This is a genomic window from Weissella paramesenteroides ATCC 33313 (assembly GCF_000160575.1).
Taxonomy (GTDB): Bacteria; Bacillota; Bacilli; order Lactobacillales; family Lactobacillaceae; genus Weissella; species Weissella paramesenteroides.
In genome coordinates, this window is the sequence record NZ_GG697129.1 from 385,167 (window position 1) to 412,046 (window position 26,880).

General features: G+C 38.6%; 26 protein-coding genes. 7 read left to right on the top strand and 19 right to left on the bottom strand.

Features of this window, described 5'->3' with window-relative positions:
- Positions 1 to 201: 201 nt before the first annotated feature.
- Together HMPREF0877_RS04785 and menB are read right to left on the bottom strand one after the other, a co-directional pair.
- Complete coding sequence (locus HMPREF0877_RS04785; RefSeq protein ID WP_002828111.1) at positions 202 to 1,653, bottom strand: o-succinylbenzoate--CoA ligase; 1,452 nt, start codon at positions 1,651 to 1,653, stop codon at positions 202 to 204.
- 91 nt (positions 1,654 to 1,744) lie between these two features.
- The gene (menB, locus tag HMPREF0877_RS04790; RefSeq protein WP_002828112.1) at positions 1,745 to 2,563 is read right to left on the bottom strand and encodes a 1,4-dihydroxy-2-naphthoyl-CoA synthase; all 819 of its coding nucleotides are present in this window, start codon (positions 2,561 to 2,563) and stop codon (positions 1,745 to 1,747) included.
- A 137-nt stretch (positions 2,564 to 2,700) separates the two neighbouring features.
- Between menB and HMPREF0877_RS04795 the strand changes: the two genes are divergently transcribed.
- Both HMPREF0877_RS04795 and HMPREF0877_RS04800 read left to right on the top strand, forming a co-directional pair.
- Positions 2,701 to 3,075 carry a PaaI family thioesterase gene (locus tag HMPREF0877_RS04795; protein WP_002828113.1) on the top strand — a complete coding sequence of 125 codons (375 nt, stop codon included), beginning with the start codon at positions 2,701 to 2,703 and terminating at the stop codon, positions 3,073 to 3,075.
- Positions 3,076 to 3,192: 117 nt separating this feature from the next.
- Positions 3,193 to 3,468 carry a hypothetical protein gene (locus HMPREF0877_RS04800; RefSeq protein WP_002828115.1) on the top strand — a complete coding sequence of 92 codons (276 nt, stop codon included), beginning with the start codon at positions 3,193 to 3,195 and terminating at the stop codon, positions 3,466 to 3,468.
- A gap of 131 nt (positions 3,469 to 3,599) precedes the next feature.
- Here HMPREF0877_RS04800 and HMPREF0877_RS04805 read toward each other — a convergent pair whose 3' ends face one another.
- The 3 genes from HMPREF0877_RS04805 to HMPREF0877_RS04815 form a co-directional block, all read right to left on the bottom strand.
- Entirely contained in the window at positions 3,600 to 3,917 is a 318-nt protein-coding gene (locus HMPREF0877_RS04805; RefSeq protein WP_002828117.1) for a YdbC family protein, read from the bottom strand.
- Positions 3,918 to 3,941: 24 nt separating this feature from the next.
- Complete coding sequence (locus HMPREF0877_RS04810; protein ID WP_040760604.1) at positions 3,942 to 4,931, bottom strand: asparaginase; 990 nt, start codon at positions 4,929 to 4,931, stop codon at positions 3,942 to 3,944.
- Positions 4,932 to 5,036: 105 nt separating this feature from the next.
- Complete coding sequence (locus HMPREF0877_RS04815; RefSeq protein WP_002828119.1) at positions 5,037 to 6,446, bottom strand: APC family permease; 1,410 nt, start codon at positions 6,444 to 6,446, stop codon at positions 5,037 to 5,039.
- 450 nt (positions 6,447 to 6,896) lie between these two features.
- On the opposite strand from HMPREF0877_RS04815, the gene HMPREF0877_RS04820 reads away from it, so the two are divergent.
- Positions 6,897 to 8,282: an amino acid permease gene (locus HMPREF0877_RS04820; protein WP_002828121.1), complete on the top strand. Its 1,386-nt coding sequence runs from the start codon at positions 6,897 to 6,899 to the stop codon at positions 8,280 to 8,282.
- 248 nt (positions 8,283 to 8,530) lie between these two features.
- Here HMPREF0877_RS04820 and sufB read toward each other — a convergent pair whose 3' ends face one another.
- The 13 genes from sufB to HMPREF0877_RS04880 form a co-directional block, all read right to left on the bottom strand.
- Positions 8,531 to 9,940, bottom strand: a complete 1,410-nt coding sequence (gene sufB, locus HMPREF0877_RS04825; RefSeq protein WP_002828122.1) for a Fe-S cluster assembly protein SufB — start codon at positions 9,938 to 9,940, stop codon at positions 8,531 to 8,533.
- Positions 9,933 to 10,370, bottom strand: a complete 438-nt coding sequence (gene sufU, locus HMPREF0877_RS04830) for a Fe-S cluster assembly sulfur transfer protein SufU (RefSeq protein ID WP_002828123.1) — start codon at positions 10,368 to 10,370, stop codon at positions 9,933 to 9,935. Before sufU ends, sufB begins: the two co-directional genes overlap by 8 nt.
- Positions 10,367 to 11,542, bottom strand: coding sequence for an aminotransferase class V-fold PLP-dependent enzyme (locus tag HMPREF0877_RS04835; protein ID WP_002828124.1), 1,176 nt, complete (start codon positions 11,540 to 11,542; stop codon positions 10,367 to 10,369). The genes sufU and HMPREF0877_RS04835 overlap by 4 nt, the downstream gene beginning before the upstream one ends.
- Positions 11,529 to 12,647, bottom strand: a complete 1,119-nt coding sequence (locus HMPREF0877_RS04840; protein WP_138075729.1) for a SufD family Fe-S cluster assembly protein — start codon at positions 12,645 to 12,647, stop codon at positions 11,529 to 11,531. Before HMPREF0877_RS04840 ends, HMPREF0877_RS04835 begins: the two co-directional genes overlap by 14 nt.
- Before the next feature lie 16 nt (positions 12,648 to 12,663).
- Positions 12,664 to 13,404, bottom strand: coding sequence for a Fe-S cluster assembly ATPase SufC (sufC, locus tag HMPREF0877_RS04845; RefSeq protein ID WP_002828126.1), 741 nt, complete (start codon positions 13,402 to 13,404; stop codon positions 12,664 to 12,666).
- A 16-nt stretch (positions 13,405 to 13,420) separates the two neighbouring features.
- On the bottom strand, positions 13,421 to 14,017 hold the full coding sequence (gene nrdG / locus HMPREF0877_RS04850; protein WP_002828127.1) for an anaerobic ribonucleoside-triphosphate reductase activating protein: 597 nt from the start codon (positions 14,015 to 14,017) through the stop codon (positions 13,421 to 13,423).
- Entirely contained in the window at positions 14,004 to 16,181 is a 2,178-nt protein-coding gene (nrdD, locus tag HMPREF0877_RS04855) for an anaerobic ribonucleoside-triphosphate reductase (RefSeq protein ID WP_002828128.1), read from the bottom strand. Before nrdD ends, nrdG begins: the two co-directional genes overlap by 14 nt.
- Positions 16,182 to 16,201: 20 nt before the next feature.
- Positions 16,202 to 17,485, bottom strand: coding sequence for an NRAMP family divalent metal transporter (locus HMPREF0877_RS04860; protein WP_002828129.1), 1,284 nt, complete (start codon positions 17,483 to 17,485; stop codon positions 16,202 to 16,204).
- A 320-nt stretch (positions 17,486 to 17,805) separates the two neighbouring features.
- Positions 17,806 to 18,765 carry an alpha/beta hydrolase gene (locus HMPREF0877_RS04865; protein ID WP_002828130.1) on the bottom strand — a complete coding sequence of 320 codons (960 nt, stop codon included), beginning with the start codon at positions 18,763 to 18,765 and terminating at the stop codon, positions 17,806 to 17,808.
- A complete protein-coding gene (locus HMPREF0877_RS10110; RefSeq protein WP_002828131.1) occupies positions 18,765 to 18,920 on the bottom strand; it encodes a hypothetical protein in 156 nt (51 codons plus the stop codon). The genes HMPREF0877_RS04865 and HMPREF0877_RS10110 overlap by 1 nt, the downstream gene beginning before the upstream one ends.
- A 40-nt stretch (positions 18,921 to 18,960) precedes the next feature.
- Positions 18,961 to 19,410 carry a transposase gene (locus HMPREF0877_RS04870; protein WP_002828133.1) on the bottom strand — a complete coding sequence of 150 codons (450 nt, stop codon included), beginning with the start codon at positions 19,408 to 19,410 and terminating at the stop codon, positions 18,961 to 18,963.
- 109 nt (positions 19,411 to 19,519) lie between these two features.
- Positions 19,520 to 20,848 carry an APC family permease gene (locus HMPREF0877_RS04875; protein WP_002828134.1) on the bottom strand — a complete coding sequence of 443 codons (1,329 nt, stop codon included), beginning with the start codon at positions 20,846 to 20,848 and terminating at the stop codon, positions 19,520 to 19,522.
- Positions 20,849 to 21,160: 312 nt separating this feature from the next.
- Complete coding sequence (locus HMPREF0877_RS04880) at positions 21,161 to 21,358, bottom strand: DUF2188 domain-containing protein (RefSeq protein WP_040760608.1); 198 nt, start codon at positions 21,356 to 21,358, stop codon at positions 21,161 to 21,163.
- A gap of 186 nt (positions 21,359 to 21,544) precedes the next feature.
- On the opposite strand from HMPREF0877_RS04880, the gene HMPREF0877_RS04885 reads away from it, so the two are divergent.
- Positions 21,545 to 22,465 (top strand): NADP-dependent oxidoreductase, encoded by a 921-nt coding sequence (locus tag HMPREF0877_RS04885; RefSeq protein WP_002828136.1) that lies wholly within the window; start codon positions 21,545 to 21,547, stop codon positions 22,463 to 22,465.
- Positions 22,466 to 22,522: 57 nt separating this feature from the next.
- On the top strand, positions 22,523 to 23,008 hold the full coding sequence (locus tag HMPREF0877_RS04890) for a phosphatidylglycerophosphatase A (RefSeq protein WP_002828137.1): 486 nt from the start codon (positions 22,523 to 22,525) through the stop codon (positions 23,006 to 23,008).
- Positions 23,009 to 23,508: 500 nt separating this feature from the next.
- Here HMPREF0877_RS04890 and HMPREF0877_RS04895 read toward each other — a convergent pair whose 3' ends face one another.
- Complete coding sequence (locus tag HMPREF0877_RS04895; RefSeq protein WP_040760754.1) at positions 23,509 to 24,108, bottom strand: TetR/AcrR family transcriptional regulator; 600 nt, start codon at positions 24,106 to 24,108, stop codon at positions 23,509 to 23,511.
- A 213-nt stretch (positions 24,109 to 24,321) separates the two neighbouring features.
- Between HMPREF0877_RS04895 and HMPREF0877_RS04900 the strand changes: the two genes are divergently transcribed.
- Both HMPREF0877_RS04900 and HMPREF0877_RS04905 read left to right on the top strand, forming a co-directional pair.
- A complete protein-coding gene (locus HMPREF0877_RS04900) occupies positions 24,322 to 25,206 on the top strand; it encodes an ABC transporter ATP-binding protein (RefSeq protein ID WP_002828139.1) in 885 nt (294 codons plus the stop codon).
- A 16-nt stretch (positions 25,207 to 25,222) separates the two neighbouring features.
- On the top strand, positions 25,223 to 26,833 hold the full coding sequence (locus HMPREF0877_RS04905) for an ABC transporter permease (RefSeq protein WP_002828140.1): 1,611 nt from the start codon (positions 25,223 to 25,225) through the stop codon (positions 26,831 to 26,833).
- The last annotated feature ends 47 nt before the right edge of the window (positions 26,834 to 26,880 follow it).

Here is a 26,880-nt window from a genome sequence, read left to right on the forward strand (position 1 = left end):
GCTTCCGATTATGCTGTTAAATTACAATCCGCATAATCTTTTTAGTAGTTGCCCACTAAACTATACAGAACGTATCGCCCTTGTTTCCTTTTACAAGGGCGATACGTTTTGTTGATTGTGTATATCTGTCAAAACGTATCACCCCCTTTCCTAGATTACCAACCATTATAGTCGCTCATCTCAAAAATTCAAGGTAAATGCTTATTTTATTTCTGATGATTCCGCAATCAAATGCGGCAATTTATGTCGTTGCACTTTACCGCTCGCTGTCCGTGGTAATTCTGATGCATTATAAAAGTGTGCGGGTACCTTATAATGCGCTAACATGTCTCGACCAAAATTGCGTAACTCCTGTCGAGATAGCGACTTACCATCCGTAAACGTAACAAAAGCGACTGGTACCGCACCCCATTTTTCATCGGGGACACCTACCACTGCAATTTGCTTTATTGCATCTAGTTTCGCAAAGATCGATTCAATTTCATCAGGGAAGACATTTTCACCACCTGATGAAATCATATCTCCTTCACGACCATCAATGTATAAGAAACCTTCGTCATCTAACCAACCCATGTCACCTGTATCAAACCAGCCATTTTCGAATGTATTAGCATATTTCTCTGGTTGATTTAAATAGCCAACCGCTAATGTTGGCGATTTAATTTGGATGCGACCATGACGATTTTCATCCTGATGTGCAATACGAACTGAAACAGGGAACAGTGGCTTACCAGCTGACCCAATTTTCCGTTGCGCATTTGCCGCATCCAAGGCAATCACTTGTGATGCAGTTTCTGTCATACCATATGATTGCACAACTTCGATACCTGCTGCTGTTGCTCGTTGTAAAGTTGTTAAGTCAGTTGGTCCACCACCCAACAACATCGTACGAAAGTTTTTGTGATAACGGGTTCCTGCTGGCAAATCACTCAGTAGTTGTGTCAACATCATCGGCACAACTGAAATCGTTGTCACTTCTCCACTTAATAAGGTTTTGTTAATGGCATGAACATCAAATTTTTCAAACAGACGCACACCCATACCATAAATAAGTGATCTCATCATAATTGACAAACCACTAATATGAAAAATAGGAACAACTGCCAGCCAGACATCCTCAGTCATAATGCCCAAATTTAACGCTGAGCCAATAGCTGAATAAAAATGGTTACCAAAGGTTTGCATGACCCCTTTAGGATTACCGGTCGTTCCTGATGTATACATAATTGATGTTACTTTATTTAAGTCAAAGTCAGCAACGGGATTAATTAGTTCAGTAACCGGTATTGCCAATACTTCGGCAAAAGAAACTTGCTTATTGACTGATAGTGTTAAGTGAAAATCATTATCTTGCACGACAACCTGAATACCAGCATCTTTTAATTGAAAATCAATTTCTCTTGCAGATAAACGACGATTAATCAGAACGATTGTTTTACCTAATTGTTGTACAGCTAGAATCATCAAATAGCCTTGCAACTGATTTGAAGTAATTACCGCAATTCGTTCTTCATTTTGAGCAATCTGCGCCAATTGTGTCGCAATATGTTGCACCTGGTCGTTCATCTGCGCAAAGGTCAACTTTGTTTCCTGATACTGAACAGCCAAATGGTCAGGTGATAATTGTGCGCGTTTTGTTAGCCAATTTTCCATGAATATTCCTTCTATATATTTTTAAAGCAAAAATCGAATAAAAAACCCGATAGCTGACATTGACCTGTCGCTTACCGAGTCTTCATTATTTTTATGGGAACTTTGGATACTTGGTAAAATCTGGTTGGCGCTTTTCAAGAAAGGCATTCTTACCTTCTTTTCCTTCATCAGTTGTGTAATACAACATTGTGGCATCCCCAGCAAATTGTTGCAAACCAGCTAAACCATCTGTATCAGCATTCATCGCAGCTTTAATAAAGCGCAAAGCAGTTGGTGACTTTTGTAGAATGATATTAGCCCACTCTAACGTTGCATCTTCAACCTCAGCCAATGGTACGACGCGGTTGATCCAGTTCATATCGTAAGCTTCTTGTGCTGTGTAGAACTTATTCAAGAACCAAACTTCCTTCGCACGCTTATGTCCAATAACACGAGCTAAGTAACCTGAACCATATCCTGCATCAAATGAACCAACCTTTGGTCCAGTTTGACCAAACATGGCATTATCAGCAGCTATCGTCAAATCACAAACTAGTTGCAAAATGTTACCACCACCGACTGACCAACCTTTAACCATCGCAATAATTGGCTTTGGAATGATACGCATCAAGTGTTGCAAATCCAAAACGTTCAAACGTGCAATGTGATCATGGCCAACATAACCACCATTACCACGTACTGATTGATCACCACCAGAAGAAAAGGCCTTATCCCCTTCTCCAGTTAAAATAATCACACCAATTGAAGCATCATCACGTGCAATTGAAAAAGCATCAATCATTTCTTGCACCATATCAGGTGTAAACGCATTATGATGACGTGGATTATTCATCGTAATCTTAGCAATTGCATCAGCACGCTCAAAGAAAATTTCTGAGTATTCTTTAACTGTTGACCATTCTACTGTCATATTTATTTTGCCACTTCCTATTTTTTATATCTGTACAATAAACACTACTAGTGCATTATAATCTTTTCTATTATTTTTTCCAAATTAATATTAAAATGAGGATTAATCTGATACTACTTTGAAAACGAGGGACGACCATGGATGCATTACAATTTTTAAACGTTGAAAACAAACTCATAACTGCTGAAAAAACAATCATACAACTACCAATCACCGATCAGATTAAGCAACCCTATGGTATCGTGCATGGTGGTATTAATGCTTTTCTTGCTGAAACAGCAGCTAGTCTAGGCGCTAATGCTAGCTTAACAAATCCCGACCAAATTCCTGTCGGTGTTGATATTCATACACATCATTTAAATGCTGCAACGACTGGTACATTACTTGCGATTGCGACACCCATCAAGTTAGGTCATCGTATTCAGACGTGGACGGTAGATACCATTATTGCAGAAACTAAGCAACAAACCTCAACGTCAACAGTGACTATTATGATAACCACGAAACATTAATTTTCACTTCAATTAATGGCATCAAACCTATTTATTAATTTAGGTAAAATTTATTTTTAATAACGATTAACAATCATGTATCATATAATTATTAACCGTTAAGGGAGGATTTACCTTATGAAAAATAAAAACACCGTCTTGTTGAAACAATTTGACCTTGCTATTCAATCTGTTGGTAAAGAAACCACGCTTGGTATTTACCTAAAAAAATATCAAATAAAATTGCTGAACAACCAACTAAAAGGAATTGAAATACCTCGTTTCATAGATAATAATTCTAAAATTGCTCGAGTAGATAACCAAGGCATTCCAACTGAAGTGCTTAAACTCATGTCAATGGTCAACAAGAAGGGTATATTAGGTGGTTTTGGTCTTGGTTTACGAATGCTGTAAGTCTATTAAATTGAATAAAAATATAACAATTTATATAAAAAACTATCAGTCTAACTTTGTTCGTGCACACTATTGTGACGCACCTTAATCAACCGACTGACAGTCATTTAAATATTTTTTATATGTGTCTTCTACATCTCGTCCAAACGTCCCCATTTAGGCTGCTCATTTGTTTGTGAATCAGTATCTACAATATCATCTGTGACATCTGTTACAGGTGCGTGTTCTGCTGCTAATACATTCGCTAATACATCGTACAGTGCAACCACCTCATCATGAGATAAAGTTAACCCTTTACCCATCTTACTATTGTCTGGTGACCATGAACGTATGTCGAATTTAGGTTTATTTTCACCCCATTGCACAAAGTTTAATTGCAATTCCCAACCACTTTTACTAGTTGATAATGTACCAAATTTTTCTAAAATATCATATGATAATTTTGCCATTTGCGCCTCCTCTTTAACTGCACATTAGACGAATCCAATATCATGAGCCGTTTGCGTCTGAATCATCTCTGTGATTCTTTGCGGGTCGCGTGTTTGATCTAATACCCACATCAACTTTGCGACGACTGCCTCAGTATTCATATCACCAACTGTAACACCACCAGCATCCGCAACTCGTTTACCGACTTCATACAAATTAATATCTTGACCTTCTTCTAAAATTTGTGTCGTGATAATAACTGGAATATCTGCAGCAATAAGTTTCTCGATACCCGGAATCAAATTACGTCGTTGGAACGGTAAACCACCATTACCAAAACTCTCAATAATGACACCATGTGTATGCGCAACTAAATAATCAAATATATCTACTGAAAGTCCTGGAAAGGCCTTCAAAACAAAAATATTTGGATCCAAAGAAGTGTGTGACTTTAATAATGGTTCTTCTGGCTCTGGTTCATATAATGACACCATTTCCCCAGCATTCACACTTGCCAAATAAGGATAGTTAATACTCTCAAACGCATCATAACTCTTTGTCTTGGTCTTAACAGCGCGCGTCCCCATCATGACCAAACCGTTAAATACAAGATATACTCCCGTCAAATGCGTTTTACTAGCAAACGTGACAGCATCATCCAGGTTTCTAATAGCATCTGACTGCATTTCACCTAATGGAATTTGTGATCCGGTCAACGCAACTGGTTTTTTAATACCATATAGCAAGTATGACAAGGCGGCTGCGGTATAACCCATTGTATCTGTACCATGAGTCACAATAAAACCATCAAATTCATCCTGATGTTCTAGTATGCGTCCGGCGATAATCAACCAATCTTCAGGTTGCATATTAGTTGAGTCTTTTCCCATGATGTTTTCGACAGACATCATCACATCATCACGTGGTACAACATAGGTCATCAATTCATCAGCTGTCATTCCTGGCGCTAAACCTTGAGCAGTTTTTGTTGACGCAATGGTTCCTCCTGTAGTTAAAACCAATAATTTTTTCATCGGCTTTTCTCCCATCAATTTAAACGACTAGTATCTAATTATTATCGCACACTTATATTTGCGAACATACTACTAATCATAAAAATAATACTATCCTGACTTTACTTAACTATGATGACTACCGTAGAAAAGATACACAATAAACCCAATTACCAACCATCCAACAGTTAAATAAATAGCAGTCGTATTTAACGAACATAGTAATAAGAAAGCAGCCAATGCAGCTAATATTGGCAGTACTGGGTACCACGGCATTTTATAACCACTGTGATCAATATCAGCCCGTTTACGCAGTTTCAAAACTGCCAAGCCAGCTACAATAAAGGCGATCAACGTACCTGCAGACACCAAATTTGCCAACATGTCAATTGGGAAAACACCTCCCAGAATAATCGCAATTGCTGTAATAATCCCAGTCGCTACTTTAGGTAGCCCCGCATTGTCCAATTGTGCAAGTTGACGTGGCATCAGTCCGTCGCGACCAAACGAATACACCAATCGTGACCCGCCAATCAATAAAGCAACTAATCCAGAAAACATCCCCACTAATGCGACAACTGACAATAAATTAGCTGTTAATAAATGTCCTGATTCACGCAACGCCCATGCCGCTGGTTCAGCGTTACCAGCAAATTTTTCATATGGATACATCCCCGTTAAAATTGCTGCGACACCCACAAATAAAGCCGTTGCAATGACTAATGTACCAACGATTGCTTGTGGCATTGTTTTCTGTGGATTTTTCACCTCTGCTGAATTAGCTGCAATCGTATCAAAACCGATGTATGAAAAGAAAATTTGCGTTGCCCCGGCAATAATCCCAGTAATACCACCAAAATGAGTGCCCGTTTGATGATGGGGAATAAATGGCAGCCAGTTTTTCACTTGAACTGCAGTAGCCCCCACCACAATAAAGATAATAATGACAGCAATTTTACCAACGACAAGCCAATTTTCAATTCGAGCAATATTTCTCAGCCCGCGGGAAGCTAGGACACCGACCACTAAAATTGCTATGGCACCAAATAAATCAAAGCCCGTTCCTTTTGCTAAATTGAACGATGCTTGAAAAAATTTTGGTAATTCGAAGCCAAAGCTTGCTAAAAAGCCTTGGAAATACGAGGACCATGCCGACGAAACCAGCGCCAAAGCAATCAAATATTCTGCTAAAATTGCCCATCCCGCAATCCAACCAATGAATTCACCAAAAATAACATTTGCCCACGAATAAATTGAACCAGCAAATGGCATGGCCGATGCTAACTCTGAATAGGCTAAAGCGGATAATCCGGCAATTAATGCTGCAATAACAAAAGAAATCACGACTGCTGGACCTGCATATTCGGCTGCCACAATGCCTGGCATAGTAAAAACACCAGCACCAACTACCGTACCAATCCCCATTGCAATCATTTCTCTTTTTCCTAATACCGGCTGCAGTTTGCCGTCTTTATCTGCATAACTACTCGGATTTTCGCGTCGAATCATTTTTTGCCATAATTTCAATTGTGACATAATTAAACCTCTAATTTCTTGCGTACGATATCGCAAATTTTTAAGACACTTTTTAAATATCTCGAATAACGACTATTTCAATATATAATAGCTAGTTATGATTGATTTTGTTGACTTTTTATTATTATTTAATTAATAAATTAGTCACTCATATCGATGAGATTTTAAATTTTCTCTTGTCATCCTGGCATAATAATGATATTCTTCTAATTATTAATTAATGCACGGAGGAAATCGTTATGTTAGTTTACAAAGCAAAAAACTTAATCTTAGCAGATCATCTAACGACCACCACCTCAACCACCCTTTTGGCTGGTTGGGATATTTAACGTGCTGTTAATAACTATTGATTGTTAACAAACCGTCCAATCAGCTCGACACCCGCTTTGCGGTGCAAGTTGATTGGGCGGTTTTTTGTATACTTTTTTAGGAGAAAGAGGAGTGTCACATATGAAGAGTGAGCAGATAAAGTCTGAACGTCAGTTAAAACGTTCGTTAACGAGTGGTCAAATGCAAATGATTGCCTTAGGTGGCACAATTGGTGTCGGTCTATTTATGGGATCAACATCAACCATTCAATGGACTGGTCCATCAGTCCTATTAGCCTATGCCTTTGTTGGTATTTTGCTATATCTTGTGATGCGCGCTTTAGGTGAAATGATTTTCATTAATCCAACAACTGGATCATTTGCTGACTACGCTTCAAATTATATTCACCCTTTAGCCGGTTACCTCACAAAATGGAGTAATGTTTTTCAATATATCGTCGTTGGTATCAGTGAAGTTATTGCTGTCAGCACTTATTTAAATTATTGGTGGCCCCACTTGCCTGGTTGGATATCGGGTGTGGTTGTCATCGCGACACTAACACTTGCCAACCTGACTTCTGCTAAGGCTTACGGTACGATGGAATTTTATTTTGCCATGATCAAAGTAGTAACGATTATTGTGATGATTGTCCTAGGTGCAATGGTCATTTTTCTAGGGTTAGGTAATCATTGGCACGCAATCGGTCTTTCAAATTTATGGTCACACGGTGGCTTCTTCACGGGTGGCTTTAAAGGATTTATCTTTGCCATGTCAATTGTCGTTGGGTCTTATCAAGGAATTGAGGTACTGGGTATTACGGCTGGTGAAGCTGAACATCCTAAACATGCCATTGTTTCATCAATTCGTTCAATCGTTTGGCGTATTTTAATTTTCTATATCGGTGCTATTTTTGTCATTGTGACAATCTACCCTTGGAACCAACTTGACGCAGTCGGTTCACCATTCGTAGAAACATTTTCAAAAGTTGGTATTTCAGGTGCTGCCGGTATCATTAATTTCGTGGTCCTAACTGCCGCTATGTCAGGTGCTAATTCTGGTATCTATAGTTCAAGTCGTATGTTGTTCAAACTATCAAAAGATGGTGAAACAGCTAAGCCATTATCAAAACTATCATCACGTCAAGTACCTTATGTTTCAATTCTTGCCATCTCTGGTGGTATTCTACTAGGATTGATTTTAAATACTGTCTTCTCTGCATATAATAAATCAACTGCTGACTTGTTTGTCTTAGTATATAGTTCAAGTGTATTACCTGGTATGGTGCCTTGGTTTGTTATCCTATTTTCAGAATTAAGGTTCCGGGCTTCTAATAAAACACTAATGGCTGAGCATCCTTTTAAAATGCCGCTATATCCATTAACAAACTATTTTGCACTACTTTCATTGTTGGTTATTGTTGTCTTTATGTTTATTAATCCAGATACACGCGTTTCTGTCAGCATCGGTGCTGGTTTCCTAATTTTGCTATCTGTTATCTTTTTCGTTCAAGAAAGAAAGAAAAATTAAAATATAAAGGAGGCTGGGACAGATGTTGTCTCAGCCTCTAATTTTTGTGCTAAAAGATATTAATTAAACGCATGTTAGTTTGACAGCATAAACGCGTTCCAAAAGTCTGAAGCCTCAATGTAACGCAATTTACGACATTTCTGTCCTTCGCTTTGCTTCGGCCAAAAATGACGAAAACCACGTTACACACCGGCTTCAAAACGACTTTTGTCTCGCTCTCTTTTTTCATTGCGTCTATTCAAAATTATTTAACCAACACTACCAACCATCTGAAATTTAATCAATCGATTCAGTTCAACGGCGTATTCCATCGGTAGTTGTTTCGTAAATGGATCCAAAAACCCCATCACTATCAACTGTGTTGCGGTTTCTTCATCTAATCCACGACTTTCTAAATAGTAGAGTTTTTCTTCTGAAACTTTGGAAACACGTGCTTCATGTTCGATCGTACCATCGCTAGTCGCAATATCATTCACCGGAAATGTATCACTGCTGCTTTGATTATCCATAAGAATCGTGTCACATTCTAAATGGGAATGTGCGTTTGTCGCTCGTTTTGTATACTTTACCAAACCACGATAATCGGCACGACCGCCGTCATGGCAAATGGCTTTTGAAATAATCGTACTATGCGTGTCGGGTGCCATGTGTATCATCTTGGCACCGGTATCTTGATGCATGTCTTTACCGGCTGCAGCGATTGATAGCATCGAGCCAGTTGCACCACGACCAACTAAATAAATACTAGGATATTTCATTGTCACTTTAGAACCTAGATTTCCATCAACCCATTCCATCGATGCTGCTGCTTCAGCACGTGCCCGTTTAGTTTCCAAGCTATAAACGTTTGTTGACCAATTTTGAATCGTTGTATAGCGACAATAGCCACCTTGCTTCACAAATACCTCGACCACGGCCGCATGTAAACTGTCTTCTGAATAATTTGGTGCGGTACAGCCCTCAACATAATTAACCGAACCCCCTTCATCAACAATGATTAACGTTCGCTCAAACTGTCCGGTTCGACCGGCATTAATCCGAAAATAGCTTTGAATGGGCACATCCGCATGCACCCCTTTTGGCACATATAAAAAAGTCCCCCCGGACCAAACCGCCGTATTTAAGGCAGCAAATTTATTATCGCTGGCCGAAATTAAGGTGCCGAAATATTGTTGTACCAAATTAGGATGTTCACGCAGTGCAGAATCCGTATCCATAAAAATGATTCCTTGTGATTCCAAGTCATGTTTCAAATTACTGTACACTGCCTCAGATTCATACTGAGCTGCTGAACCTGCCAGATACTCTCGTTCAGCCTCAGGAACACCAATACGTTCAAAGGTTTCTTTAATCGTGTCTGGTACATCTGCCCATTGCCGCGCCACATGATCTGTTGCTCGTTGAAAATATTTAATATGATCCAAATTAATTTGACTTAAATCAGGTCCAAATTTCGGTAAAGGCATTTTTAAATAGATTTGGTAGGCTTTCAGACGTAACGCTAACATCCAATCAGGCTCATGCTTAGCACCAGAAATTTTACGAATTGTATCCTCACTAATACCAACACCTGTTGAAAAAACTGGATCAATTTCATCAACAGCGCCCCGTTCTTCATTGGTCTGCTGACCTTTAACTGATATGGAATCTTCAGCCATTGGTTGCCCTCCAATCATTAATAATTTCTGACATTGCATGCCAAGCTAAGGCACCACATCGAACACGTGTTGGAAATTCACTTAAAGTACTAAAAGCAATACTATCGCCTAAATCGTTAGCAGCCACTGCTTGTCCCATGATTAACTTGCGGAAACTTTGCATACGGTCAAGCGCAACATCGACAGACTGATTAATTAATATATCCATTAGCATACTTGCAGATGCTTGACTAATGATGCAGCCATTTCCTGTAAACGATATGTCAATAAATTGACCGTCAACAATTAGTGCAAATATCGAAATGGTATCGCCACAGTCTGGATTACGACAGGTTTTTTTATAATTTGCCGTCTTGAGTTCACCATAATGGTGCGGATAATTGGCATGATCAACGATAATCCGCTGATAAAGTTGTCGAATATCACTCATGTCAATAACTCCTTTACCTGACGAACACCTGCCAATAACTTATCAATTTCAGACAACTTATTTTCAAAACTAACACTGACTCGTACAACACTTTCAGTACCCAAAAAATGCATTAGGGGCTCCGCACAATGGTGACCTGATCGGACAGCAACACCTGCTGAATCCAAAATAGTTGCAACATCATGCGCATGTACATTGTCTACGTTGAAGCTCACAACCCCTTGGTGGTCACTTGCGATTGGTGATCCATACACCGTCACCGCAGGTATTTGAGCCAACCCTGTCATTAAATGATCTATCAATTCATGATCAATCTGAGCAATTGTTTGGTAGCTTTTCTGATAAATATACTTAATCGCCGCACCCAACCCAAGTACACCAGCAATATTTGGTGTTCCTGCTTCAAATTTTAATGGTGCTGGTTGAAAAGTGGCCGTTGTTTTGGTTACTTGATCAATCATTTCACCACCGAACCGCGTTGGATTTGTCTCAGCCAGTAAATCCGCACGCCCATATAGCACCCCGACACCTGTTGGACCAAACATTTTATGTCCGGAAAAGGCCAAAAAGTCGGCTTCAATTGCTTGCACATCAATCGGTATATGGGCAACTGCCTGAGCTGCATCAACCAGTAGCACGGCACCAGCTTCATGCACCAGCTTTGCAATTGGGTGCATATCTGTATACGTTCCTAAAACATTTGAAACTAATGTTAGTGACACAATTTTGGTATGTTTGTTTAGCATTTTTTGCAATGATATCATATCAATCCGACCATCTGTTGTAATGTCAACAACGCGTAGTTTACTCCCCGTTATTTTGGCAACTTGTTGCCAAGGTACCAAATTAGAATGATGTTCCATGACACTAATAATAATCTCATCCCCAGCATGAAGATGTGTCATACCATAACCAAATGCCACCAAATTCAGCGCATCGGTTGCACCACTAGTAAACACAATATCTGCAACATCGGGCGCATGAATGAAATCAGCTACCTGTTGACGAACCTGTTCATATTGTTGGGTCACCTCATTAGCTAACATATACATGCCACGATGCACATTGACCTTTTGTTTTTGATAATAATTATCAATCACTTCAAGGACGGCATCTGGCATCGGCGTGGTTGCAGCATTATCTAAGTAAGCTAACTGATTATAAACTGTCATGGAGATCTTCACCTGCACCTTCTTCAACTGCTGCTATGACCTTTTGTTGCAAATCATCAGTGAGCTCATGGAGCACTGGTGCAATAAAATCATAGACTAAAATTTTTCTGGCTTGTTGTTCAGTAATTCCTCGACTTAATAGATAGTAAAGTTCTTCAGGATCATACTGACCAACACTAGCCGCATGGCCAGCATTGACGTCATTTTCATCGATAATCAATAACGGATTGACGGTTCCTTGGGCACTTTTACCAACCGTCATCAACCGCCCTTCTTGCTGTGAATCTGAACCATAGGCACCGTGATAAATTTGCCCGACGCTTGTAAAATTAACCTTTGATTGGCCAAATAACACGCCACGCATGTTGATGCGACTAGTTGTGTGCGTTGCCAAATGATTCACACATCCCTGAAAGCCACTGTAATCTTGACCGATGCCGATTTTGACCGCATTGAGTTTTGCAGTACTACCTTGACCATTCAAGTTCACGACAACATCCCCCAATAATTTACCGTAAGCTCCTGGTACCAGTGACCAATCTGCCACGCAATCTCTGGCCACATCAAGTTCCCCAAATAATGATAAGTTGATGGGCATCTGATTGCTGAGTGCAGTCATCAATTTTAACTGACTATTATCTGCTTGATGTCCAATTATCACACAACTAGCATGAGCTACCTGACCATTAATATTGATAGCCTGTTGCAGAGTCAACTGACTGCCTTCACCAAGGATCAACACTATCGTCAATGCAATTGGTTGGGCATCTCTTAAATCTATCGTCAAATTTAACGGTTGTTTAATAACCACATGATCAGGAATCATAATTTTCAAACCGACGAGCGGTTGTTGAAAATGCTGTACGATGTACTTATTTGTTTGATGTTTCTGTATATATGCTGTGACTTGTTTGGATAACTGTGCCTCATCTTCAAGACGCACAATTGTACCACCGTGGTGCTTAAGTTCTGTCATCGTTGCATCATCTGCCGACCATTGCCAATGTACAGATTCATTGTGACTAACAAATTCATAATCCTTTGTTGTATACTTAATGCCCATATAATAAGGATAATTAGCTTGTTCTAAGACATCTGTTGTCATTGCATGACTCACCTCCTTACACCTGATCAAGTCCTTCATAGCCATTTTTTTCGAGCGCTACCGCCAACTCCGGCCCACCCGTTTTAATAATGCGTCCACCCATCATGACATGCACCACATCAGGAACAACATAATTGAGCAGTCGCTGATAGTGGGTCACCATCAAACAACTAAATGATTCACTTCGCATCTTATTGATACCGCGGGCAACAACTTTTAAGGCATCAATATCTAGACCAGAGTCGATTTCATCTAGAACGGCCATTGTTGGTTGCAACATCATTAGTTGTAAAATTTCATTGCGTTTCTTTTCACCACCAGAAAAGTCTTCATTTAAACCACGATTAGCATAGTCTTCGTCCATATCCAAAAAAGCCATATTTTGGTGTAATGACTTAAGAAATTTTAGTACTGGGACAGCATCATGATTATTGCGAGCGTTCATTGCTGAATGAATAAAATCTGCATTCGTAATGCCAGCAACTTCAACTGGATATTGCATTGCTAGAAAAATACCTGCACGAGCTCGTTCATCAGTTGCCATATCAGTAATATTCTGATCATTTAATAAAATTCGCCCACCTGTAATTCGATAGCGTGGATTCCCCATGATGGTTTCTGATAAAGTTGATTTTCCCGTACCATTTGGCCCCATCAGTGCATGAATTTCACCATTTTTAATCGTTAAATTAACATCATTTAAAATGGTTTTATCTTGCACAGCCACCGAAAGATGGTCAATGATTAATTCAGCCACTGTTTTTCCTCCTAAACTACCTAACTAATTTATCCCAAATAACAACATCATCAGTTGCTAAGGACTTTGGCACATCAATGATTCTTTGATTTGAACTCCCACGAAATTGTAACGTCAAATCTTTCTTTTCTTCTAAGAAACGACCATCTACCAAAATATCAATAATGCTTAACAATTCTAACTTGTCATAGGATTCTTGCATCAACTCATCCCAGGTATAACCCGTCCATGACCAAATATCCTTTGTGTGTCCAAATTCTTGTCGAATTCGCTGACATAATTTCAAACAAACTTGGGTATTTAAAAATGGTTCGCCTCCAAGTAATGTCAACCCTTGGACATAGCTATGCGACATATCAGCAATAATGCGATCCTCTAGTGCTTGCGAATAAGGTTTACCATAATGAAAGTTTTGAGCAACCCGATTATAGCAACCAGGACAATTAAACAAGCAACCCGATACATAAAGACTGCATCGAATACCTTCACCATCAACCATATTGAATGGTTTATAACTAGCCACATATTGTAAACTACGTTCAGATGCTAACCATTCTTGTGGCTGCGGATTGTTTGGCTGTCTAATATGTCGTGGCCGATTAGATTTCACCATCTTCAAGGCCTCCTAACTGCATATGCTTAACACGTGACACAATTTCCTTATGACGACCATGAACCATTGGTCGAATCATTGGATTTCCGAGATAACCACAAGTTCGCTTAACAACATCACACGTTTTTGGATCACGATTACCACATTGTGGACATTCAAATCCTCTTGCAGTTGGTTTAAATTCACCATCAAAACCACATTCAAAACAGTGATCAATCGAAGCATTTGTTCCTAGGTAACCCACACGATCATAAGCCCAATCCCAAACTGCTTCTAACGCAGCTGGATTTTGCTTTAAATTGGGATACTCACAATAATGAATAAAACCACCCGCTGCGTATTTTGGATAGTCTTGCTCAAATGCTAGTTTTTCAAATGGCGTTGGGTTTTTACGTACATCGTAGTGGAAACTATTCGTGTAATATTCCTTCGCCGTAATATCCGGAATCATACCAAAACGCGCAATATCATCCTCACAGAAAGTATCGGTCAATGATTCGGCAGGTGTTGAGTAAACACTAAAGTGATAACCATATTGGTTCTCCCACTTCAAGCAATAATCATGTAAATACTTAACAATCGCAACTGTAAAATCATGGGCTTCTTGATTATCTTCCCACTCACTACCATAAAAGGCTGTACCAACTTCATATAATCCAATATAACCAAGTGAAATGGTTGCCCGACTATTTTTAAATAATTCATCAACCGAATCCGTTGGCTGCAATCGTTTACCAAATGCACCATTTTCATATAAAATCGGTGCATTTTCTGGTTTTGCTTCCTTACAACGACTTAATCGATTCAATAATGCCTTTTTGGCTAAGTGAACTCGATCATCCATAATTTCCCAAAATACATCTTTATCACCTTTGGCTTCAATGGCGATTCTTGGCAAATTGATCGTGACCACGCCTAAATTCATGCGACCACTATTAACTTCTTGACCATTTTCATCCTGCCAACCTTGTAAAAAGCTACGGCAACCCATTGGACATTTAAAACTACCTGTTAATTCAATAATTTTGTCGTACATTAAAATATCAGGATACATCCGCTTAGTTGCACACTCTACTGCTAATTGTTTGACATCATAATTTGGATCAGCCTTATCTAAGTTCAATCCTCGTTTAACAGTAAAAATCAGTTTTGGAAAAATTGCCGTTTGATGTTGTTTACCCAACCCATTAATTCTGACCTGTAAAATGGCTTTTTGAATTTCTCGTTCAATCCAAGACGTACCAAGTCCAAAACCAACTGTCGTAAATGGGGTTTGTCCGTTCGACGAAAACAATGTATTCACTTCATATTCAAGTGCCTGCATCGCATCATAAATATCTTTTTTTGTCTTATCACGCGCAAATGATTCCCGTTTTTCTGGCAAAACCCACTGTTCAGCTTCTGCAAGATGTTTTTTATAATTCAACTCTGCATAAGGTGCTAATACTTCATCCGTCCGGTCAGATGAACAACCACCATATTGACTTGACGCAACATTCGCAATAATCTGTGACATTTGGGCTGTGGCTGTTTGAATTGACTTAGGTGGTTCCACATTTGCATTCCCAATTTTGAAACCATTGGCTAGCATATCTTTAAAATCAATTAAACAACAGTTCGTCATCGATGTCAGAGGTGAATAATCCAAATCATGATAATGAATATCACCACGTAAATGTGCCTTAGCAACAGTCTGTGGCATTAAAGTTAATCCTAATGATTTACCAACCATCCCTGCTGTTAAATCTCGCCGTGTGCTAAAGATGTTACTATCTTTATTAGCATTTTCATGAACAACAGTATCTTGACCGTTAAATAACTGATTTAATTTATGACCTGGATCAATAACCGATTGCCACTTTTCAATGTCATGCGTTCGATAATCAACATATTTATCAGCTAATGCAACTTCTCCCATAGAAATCAACGCACTAATAAACATGTCACGAATAGTGGTTGATGATAATTCGTCACCAGATTCACTAACTTGCGAAAAAATACGTTGTCGTAATTCATCTTTTAATTCATCATTATCCGTCAGGGCATCAATAACCAAGTTAATCTTGTACGCATAAAATGGTGTCTTCTCACCATCACTTTTTTCAACTGTTATTTGCTTTAATAACCGCCAATCAATTTTTTGTACTGTTTCTACGTAATCCATAAAATAACTCCTTCCTAGACTTACCAAATGCCAAGTGTTGGTCCAACCATATACATGCCAAAAATCATCACAACGAGACAAGCACTAGTGACAAAAAATCGATACAGACCATGCATTCGATACTCTTTTGGTAATGCTTTTGCTTCTAATAGCAATAAAAATCCCAAGACGATTGGTAACAATAACGCATTCATCACTTCAACTGAAACGGCGATATCAACTAAATCGATATTCATTAATACGATAACTGCCCCAATGATATGAGCTAAACAATAAATGGTATAGAAACCAACATTTGATTTATTTAGTCGTTCATTCAAACTGTGCCGCCAGTTTAGAACCTCGGTAACTCCCCATGTTCCTGCTAAAGCAACAACTAATGCTGCAACTAACGAACCACCCATCAGACTTAGACCAGTAAAAATTTTCGCTGGTGTTGATCCAATATATGGTGAAATTGCAGTTGCTAAATCACTAACAGAGCTTAGCGATACGTGATGACCAACAACACCAACTGTTGCCGCAAAAGTGATGACAAACATAATCATAATTCCTTGGGTCAATAGCGTACCGACCAATGTGTCATGTTTTTCTTTTGAAATATCCTTTTTGCTAAGGTGTTTATCAATGACTGCACCTTGTTGATAAAAAATCATCCATGGCATAATAACCGCACCCACATTGGCGGCAACAAGATATACATAGGAAGAATTTTTCCAAGGAACGGTTGTTAAACCTTGTACGAAATCACTGGGCTGCGGTTTGGCCATAAACATTGCAACTAAGAAAGCAAGCTCAGCTAGACCGATCATAACCCCGATTTTTTCAACACGATGATAACTACCACAAAAGGCAATCCCAATTAACAACATTGTTGCTGCTGGAATGGTCAACCATTTCGAAACACCAAATAATTCTCCCACACCAGCGATACCAATAAATTCAGTTAGTAAAGCACCAACTGCTGATATGCCCAACGTTCCTGCGGACAACCATGCCCAGCCTTTGCCAAAATGTTGTCGAATTAATTCACCATGGCCTTGTTGTGTCACGATGCCAAGGCGAACCGTCATTTCTTGCGCTGCATACAGGATTGGAATGAGTAGTAATTGTGGTAGAACCATTGCATACCCCCATTGTGCGCCAGATTGAGCGGCTGTAATTAGACACCCCGCATCAGTATCGGCCAGCATAACAATCAAGCCCGGCCCGTACACTTTTAAAAAGTGCCTAATTTTTAACTTCACATCCTGATGATTAACAATTGGTACCTCATTGATAACTTCCGTACTACTTTCTTTCATATTCTCAATCTCCCCTACTTAACTGTTAGGTACTAAGTGTAGTTTGAGAAAAAGAATATATCGCAACGGTATTTTTTGTTTTTTGTGAATTTTTTAAAAATAAAATTAAAATGCTTTTATATCAGTGTTTCAAATCATTTCTGAGCACGCCAAGAACATAACATACCGTTATCTAATAACAGAAAGGCATAAAAAAAGAGCTGGAACAACAGGAAATGTTCCAACCTTTTTCGCTAAAAATGTATTAATTATAAAATTGAAATTTTGATAACATAAGCGCGTTCCAAACCAGCTTCAAAACGACTTTTGTCTTGCTCTCGTTACTTAGGTTGCTCGGCAAAATATTGCGTCATACAATATTTAAAATTATCAACCAAAAATTGATTTGCATCCTTTGCTAGTTCAGCACTCGTGATTAAATTGAATGCATGATAAGCTCCTTCGTATACCTTGAAATAAGTTGGCACCCCACTGGCTGCTAAACGATCAATGAAAGTGACTGTCTCACTATAGAATGGGTCTAAATCACCAACAAATGAAATCATTGGGGGCAACCCACTTAAATCATCCGCCCGAGCCGGTGCTGCATACGCTGGTATTGAATGAGTGCCATATAAATCACCAAGGTATAAACGCCACGATACCTCATTGGATTTTGTATTCCAAATTGGTGCATCATTGTTTAATGAGCTTACTGTTGGTTGATCATCTAACATCGGATAAAACGCAATCTGAAAAGCAATTGCAATCTCACCCTTATCACGAGCATACAAATTAAGTGCTGCTGTCAAACCTCCACCAGCACTGCCTCCAGCAACTACCAATTGGTCACTACGAATACCATATTCATCTGTATGATCACGTAGCCACTCTAAAGAGGCATAACAATCTTCTAATGCCGCCGGATAAGGACAGTCTGGTGAGCGCGTATAATCCGGCGCCACGATAACTGCCCCGGTTTCATTGGCTATTTGTGCAAAAGCACTTGCCTCTAATTCAGGTAATTCTAATGCATAACCCCCACCATGAATCCATAAAACACCTGGCACGTTTTCTTGAGGTGTCTGTGGCGAATAAACGCAAATACGTAGTTTAGAGCCATCCGCACGCGTAATATAATGCTGTTCGTAATTTAAGTTAGTTCGATTAGTACCACGTAGTACATCCGTTGCTTTGTTTATTAGCTTAATTCTAGTTGGTGTGACATACGGCATTATCTGACGAATTGCTTTCCCAGCTTTACGTAACTCAGGATCCATCATTTCTTCAGTAATGTGCATTATCCAACCTCCTGATCATTGTGAGTCATCTCAGTCTTTTCATCAGCAGCCATAATTTGGCGTTCAAAAGCATCATTACGTTCTTTAGCGACCTTTAACGCCAAAAATAATACGAGATTACCGATTAAGCTTAATAACAAAGTAACTTTTTTCATTTTTCCCCCTCATATTACAACTATCAATTCTTTAAAAAAGTCATTGATGACGCTTGCCGATTTTAGAAGTCACGCCTTTCGCAATCATCATTTCTTCTATCTGATCAACCATTGCCAATACTTCATCATCCCCGATACGTTGTCGCGCACGACTTAAAGTTGATGAACTAAATGGTCGCTGATAAACATAACCAGACTGACCCACAAAATACTGTAAATAAGGATTTTCTTTAATTTGTTCTAGTGTTTCTTCATCAGTTAATTCAAGTAATTGTTGGATCATCAATGCACCAAATACTAAACGAAACGGTAATGGTTTAGGTCCGCGATTACTTGTAAAAACCAATGCATATTGTTTCTCTAGATCATGCCATGGAATATTATCTGCGCGCACAACCCAACGATTGTCACGATCGATTGGTAAACCTGATGGCTGATTAAAATCATCAAACGACATCTGTTCATAATTCGTCACATGATACTTTCCCATACTGACATACTCCCTTATTAATAGATTCTTTTACATCCATTATCGCATATTTTGTCAGGAAACAACTAATTTCTGATTACATGCCTAGAACTATCTGTCTGATTAACAATTAGTGACGCTTTCGTTTGTAATAATAATAAACCGGGATACCAATGGCAACGAAGATAAACGAAATGAGCACCATTGAGAAACTTGCAATTAGGGTATTAATCAATACAAACAATGCACCCCCAATGGCAACTATTGGCATAATTGGATATAAAGGTACCTGAAAGAGTAGTTCATTAGGTTTAACAGCAGCTTTTTTGTCCCGTAAGCGCAAGATAAATACACCGAAAAATGTTGCTGCATAGAATAACCAAATAACAAAGACGGCCATATCTGATAACCAATCAGCACCTGACATGACAATTAAAATAGCAGCCAAAACTGCTGTCGTCCATAATGCTGTGATCGGTGCCTGCGCACGATTAGTCTTTTTTAAATAACTTGGCAACACGCCTTCATTTGCCATGGCATAAACCATTCGCGGAAAGGCAAGCATTTTACCATTAAGCGTTCCCGCCATAGAAACTAAAATACCAATCGCCAATAATTTACCACCTAATTCTCCAAACGCTTGCCGAGCAACCGTGTAAGGTACTTCATTATCAAGCGAAACGATTTGGTTTGCAGGTACTGCCCGATAGATACCATACGTCACACCAACATAGACCAAAATAACGATTAGTAAACCACCAATGATTGCTCGCGGTAAATTACGACGCGGATTTTTTAACTCACCACCTAAGTTAGCTAATGTCGCCCAACCATCATAGGCAAACAAAGTTGCCAAAATAGCTAATCCAAAATTACCCGATGTCGTTGCTGTCATATGATGGACTGTCTGACCCAAGGCATCTGCCTTTCCAAAAAATATACCGAAGATAACCAAAGCAAAGATTGGAATTAATTTGATTGTTGTTGTTGTCACTTGAAAAGCACCCGCAATCCGATTATCTAATGAATTCATCGCTGTAATTAACAGTAACGTCAGAATACCAATTGTGGGTACCCAATGTGTCGATATGTTAAAAAAATCCGCAAATAATTCTGCAAAATAAGCTGAAACCGATGCAATAATAGCAGGCGCATATATGGCAACTTGTGTCCATCCAGTGAGGAAACCAACAAATTCGCCATAAAGCTTTTTCATATAAATATAAATACCACCAGTTTCTGGTATTCGTGAGCCAACTTCCGATAACGTTAAGCCACCAGCTAGCGTAATTAGTCCACCTACTATCCAAGCAGCTAATCCTGCCGTTGTGCCCCCAGCAGTTTCCAACACTTGACCTTGCTTAAAGAAAATTCCTGAACCCACAACCGTCCCAATAACTACCGAAATACCTGTCATAACGCCCATTGAACGTTTTAAACCATTTTTCCCCGTTTCCATTGCTCTTCTCCTTAAATCAAAATAAAAAAGCCGTCCAATCTAGGTAATACAGAAGTTTCATGTATTACCCAGGTTGAACGGTTTTCATTAGCGACAATTTATTAATCACCTCAAAACACTCAACTGCTTAGTAATACAGTTGAGTCAGAGGACGTCAAAATATTAATTTGTATGTTACCTAAATTAGTCATAATTGATATCCTCTCTTTGGTGCGATTTAACATATATAAATTATCATAGACCTTATAATTTTGCAACTGCTTTTTAATTTATTTTTCATAATCATGTAGAAAGCGCTAACTACCTAAGACATCACTTTTTATAGACAGAAGCATTCGGATGGTCATTTTGATACCACTCTTCAGCTTTTTTAGTTGCTATCGCAATAATCCGTTGCTCATTATATTTCTCTTCTCTTTGTAACGCATTCATGATTTCAATCGCTTTATTTCGTACTGTCGGTTTAAGATTTTTCAATGAATCTGGGTAATTTTTGTTTGTCCATGGCATGATAAACATCTCCTTTGGCATAATCACTAATCCGCTTGTAAATAATAATCAGAATGAAATTACCTGACTGTCTATAGTGCTATTCTAACTTACCTTTTTGATAAGATAAATTAATTTGGTCTTTTGTCTCACCAATGAAATTAGGTTAGACTATAGTCATATAAGAGAAACTAGGGGGAAATTTTTATGAAAGCTATTCAATTAGAAAATTATGGTCCAGTAGCTGGCTTAAATGAAATCGATACTGACACACCAAAGTTATTAAAAAAACAGCTTTTGGTTAAAAATCATGCTGTAGCCATCGATCCTTACGACGTTAAGTTCATTGCTGGCAAGATGGGAATTTCAGAAGAACTACCATTAATTCCTGGTTCAAGTGTTGTCGGTGAAGTTGTTGCTATCGGATCAGATGTCACTGATTTTAAAGTTGGTGACCGCATCGCTGCTACTCGCCATCAAAAGACATATGCCGAATTAGTCCCAGTTGGTCAATCTGTTGCAACAAAAGTTCCAGATGGTATTGATGATGTTCATGCTGTAGCTGCTGTCATTGGAGCTGCTACCGGTTATCAAATGATTCATCGTGATTTAAATGTCCAACCTGGACAAAAAGTACTAATTCAAGGTGGTGCAGGTTCAGTTGGTTCAGTTGCTGTGCAAGCTGCTTTAAATATTGGTGCGCAAGTATATGCCACTGCTAAGCCAGCTGACTTCGATTATCTCAAATCGTTTGGGGATGTAACGCCAGTTGACTATCATACAGCATATGAAAATGAATTATCTGGTTTTGATGCAGTATTAGATACTATTGGTGGCTCAGTTTCTGTACAATCAGCAAAAATCTTAAAATCCGGTGGTATTCTACGTGGCCTTGCTGGACTAGACGAGGCTGCCCTTTCGGCTTTTGATATTGATGCTGCTAACACCTTCTCAGACGGTAAACGACCAAATCTTGAGGCATTATTTGCAGACATGGTTACAGGGAAAATTAAACTTCGAATTGGTCAGATATTACCATTTACCTTAACTAACCTGCGCAATGTTCATGAGCAAGCTCGGCAACATTCATTGCAAGGAAAAACTGTTTTAACATTCGACACATTTTAAAAGAGTCGGCTTTTTGATACAATAGTGCCATTGTCAAACGAGGGAGCATAATGGAAAATGTTATTTACTGAGCGTGATTACTATGAAGATGTTGTTAAAATGTTAAAAGACCGCGGTGTCGAATTACCTGAAATCGCTGAATTAGTTGTAGATGGTCAAAAAGACCATATTCCTGATTTATCAATGGCTACAGCAATTGACTCTGTACAACATGTTTTACACAAAACTGAAGTTCAAGATGCGGTAATGACCGGCTTAGCACTTGATGATGTTGCCGAGGCCAAACAGTTACCAAATCCATTACAAGAGCGTATTAGTGGTGATCACGGGACGTACGGTATCGATGAACAACTTGTCATGTCTATTTTGGGAGTCTATGGCACGATTTCATGGACAAACTTCGGCTACCTGGACCGCTTAAAGCCCGGTATCGTTGGTAAATTAAATGACGAACAACATAACGGTGGTCGTGTAAATACCTTCATTGATGATATCGTCGCAGCAATCGCTGCCGCCGCTGAAGCAAGAATCGCACATGATTAAAAGAGCTGATGAGCTACCGTTTTGGAGTCCAAAATAAGTAATCAATTTGGCGCGCTGCCGTAGCGACTGCGTAGGCGTGTGACATATTGATTGCTTATTTTTTTTGACGGACTGGTAGCTTATCGCGTTTATACAGAGCGTGACAACAAGCGTTTAGCATTCCGGTATAAGGCCTGTTTTGCGCCCTGGCGCTGTAAGCGGCTGGGTCAAAATTGGACTTATATAAGGAATGTTGCTTGTTGGAGCGCGTTTATACAGAGCTGATAAATTTTCGCTTTTGGAAGTAGATATAAGGCGTAAATGCGTCGTATTCGCCGTAGCGACTGCGTAGGCATTACGGCGTGTTTATGACTTATATTTACTGGAAAGAAAATTTATCGCGTTTATGAAAGAGCTGATGAGCTACCGTTTTGGAGTCCAACACAATCAAAATTTCAATAAAAAATACCAAGGTAGAACGTTATCATTCAACCTTGGTATTTTATTTTGATTTTAGAACTTCACTTATTAACTGGCGCAAAACCCTTCAAGAATACTTCTGTCCATTCTGAAATATAGGGTAAAACTTGTTCATAAATTTTGGGATTTGACACGCCTTCTACAAATGATTGGATGTAAAGCAATAAAAACTCATCCGAATACTTTGAATCAATTTTCCCTTCTTTACGCCCGCGAGCAAACAAATCTATTATCATATTTGACGTTATATGCGTATACTCATTCATTAATATTGATATATCACTACCTTGTTTCGAAACCATATAGGCCATCATATCTAAATAAAACTGCCGATTTATTTTTTGTAATAAGCGTGCTTTGTTTAAACTCAATGCAATGAAAGTTTCTTCGAATGAATTATCACGATTAATAATTGCCGTTGCTTCTGCAGTCATCTGATTTATAAATTGTTTAAACACTTCTTGTATAACATTTTCCTTGTTACCAAAATAGTTAAAAATTGATGTTTTACTGACGTTTGCCTGTTCAACTATATCCTCAATTTTAATATTTTTTATACCACGATCAGTGTTCATTAAATCAAAAGCGGCTTGTAAAATTTGCTGTTTTTTCTGTTGCTGACGTTTGTCAAATCCGTTCATTTTGTTTTTTTCTCCTGGAATATATTTTGATAAATTAATCTTCAAAAAGTCCATAATTTTCTTTCTATATTATAGGACCATTTTATGAACTATCAACATAATATTAGTTCATAACCTACCCGTCTTTTAATTGACCATGATTTTTAGCATTACTATAATATAGAAAAATCATCATAATGAATGACATTATTTATGTCTTTAAGGAGAACGATTATGACAGATGAAATTGTAAGTATTACTAATTTGCAAAAAAATTTTGGTAAATTTCAAGCTCTTTCAGATGTATCTTTTACTATTGATCGTGGTGAAGTTGTTGGCTTTATTGGGCCAAATGGTGCTGGAAAGTCAACAACGATCAGAATTTTACTTGGTGCAATTAAACGTTCTGGAGGAGATGCTAAAATATTCCAAAAAGACGTTTGGCAAAACAGCTTAGCAATCCATGAAAATATCGCATACGTCCCGGGGGATGTGAATCTATGGGGAAATCTAACTGGTGGTGAGATTATTGATTTGTTCATCAAATTACATGGTAAGGGAGATAAAGCCAAACGTGATCGCTTAATTAAACGTTTTGAGTTAGATCCTAAAAAGAAATCCCGTAGTTACTCCAAAGGGAATCGTCAAAAAGTCGGCCTAATCGCCGCCTTATCAGTTGATGCAGAGTTATATATTTTTGACGAACCAACTTCTGGATTAGATCCATTAATGGAGACTATTTTCCAACAGGAAGTTAATGAACTAAAACAAGCTGGCAAAGCCATCTTGCTTTCATCCCATATTTTAAGTGAAGTTGAACACCTGGCCACAAAAATAGTTGTTATTAAACAAGGAAAAGTTGTTGAATCCGGCTCATTAGCCGATCTACGTCATCTCACCCGTTCAACCATCACCCTAGAGACGAGTCAACCTGTTAACTCATTAAAGTCATTAACTTCTGTCCATGATTTTAATGCAACCACAGATAATGCTGCCACATTTTCGGCAGATAGTACTGCAATTAACGAAATTTTAGTTCATGCGACGAAACTCGGCATTAAGAAAATTGACATTGTACCACCAACTCTAGAAGACCTCTTCTTGCGTCACTATCAATGATAAGGAGGCAATAGATATGTCTGAAAAATTTGCAAATACTATCGTTTTATTACGGCACTATCTGAGACGAGATTGGTTAAAGATTGCCCTTTGGGTTATTGGATTAAGTATTTTTTGTAGTAGTTACATTACTGCGATTACCGATGTTTCAAAGGGTTCTGCCCTTATTGGTCTCTATGAAACAATGAAAAACCCAGCAATGATTGCCCTTGTTGGTCCATTACCCGTCCAACATGCCGTTGATTATACCGTTGGTGGTATGTACGTTAGTAAAATGTTGATGTTTAGTGTCATCATCTCAATGGTTATCTCAGCTATCCACGTAAATAGTCGTACCAGAAAAGAAGAAGAATCAGGCTTAACCGAATTAATTCGTTCATATCGAGTCGGTAGATATGCTAGTACATTAGCTGTTACGTGTGAAACACTACTAATTAACCTCTGCTTGGTTGGTCTGATGGCTTTGTTTATGATGAGCTTCCATAATAGTCATTTTAGTATTGAAGGAATTTTGTTATTTGCTGCTAGTATCGGATTTGCTGGTATGCTCGGTGCCATATTGACACTATTTTTTGCCCAATTTTTTCAATCTGCAAGCAATAGTAATGCCAGTACAATGAGTTTTATTGGTTTACTTTATGCGCTTCGTGCTTATAGTGATTCATCAAATATCCATCTATCTTACATTAACCCATTCAGCTGGACATATTTGACCTTTCCATTTACAAAAAATAATTGGTCACTGCTTATCTATGGTGCTATTTTCGTCATTGTTCTGTTCATTGTGACATTGATTCTTCAAGGTCATCGGGATTTGGGCACAGGCTATCTACCTGATCGTAGTGGTCACACCCATGCTGGTTTTAGTTTACAGTCAGTAACGGGACTTTTATGGCACCTAAGTAACGGCACTATACTAGCATGGTTTTTGGGGACAACCTTTTTAGGTATTGTCTATGGTTCAATATACGGCGACATGCATAAATTTATTACTAACAGTGGCTTAATTGGCCAGCTATTTGTTCACAATAATATATCAATCGAAGCATCATTTACTAGTACAATCATTGTTGTTTTGATGGCTCTAGTGGCCGTTTTACCCACCTTACTCGTTAATAAGCTGTTCACGGAAGAGACTCGCGGCCATCTTGACCAGCTATTCGTTACTAAAGTGACCCGAACACGCCTTTTTGGCACGACCATTATGCTCGCTGTCCTAACAAGTCTCATCGGCACTCTACTCGCCACAGGAGGACTAGGATTAACAGCAATATGGTCTATCCATAAGAACTTTGATCTATCACTAATGGACTTCATCGCATCTGGTTTCAATATGTTTCCTTTTAGCATACTGCTAATTGGTATCAGTTCTATATTGATTGGTTGGTTACCAAGAATAAATAAACTAACTTATCTATACTTGATTTACGCTGCTATACTGTCTTATTTCAAAGATTTATTAAACTTGCCTGATTGGTTATCAAACACATCTGCACTCAATTGGTTTGCGACCATGCCGGTTAAAGATTTCAACTTCACGCCTTGGTTAATCATCCTAGTAATCGGTGTTATTTTCATTATTATTGGTTACTTTGGCTATCAACGTCGTGATTTAAAAATTGGATAAAATAAAAACCACTTGTTAGTACAAAATTGCCTAACAAGTGGTTTTCT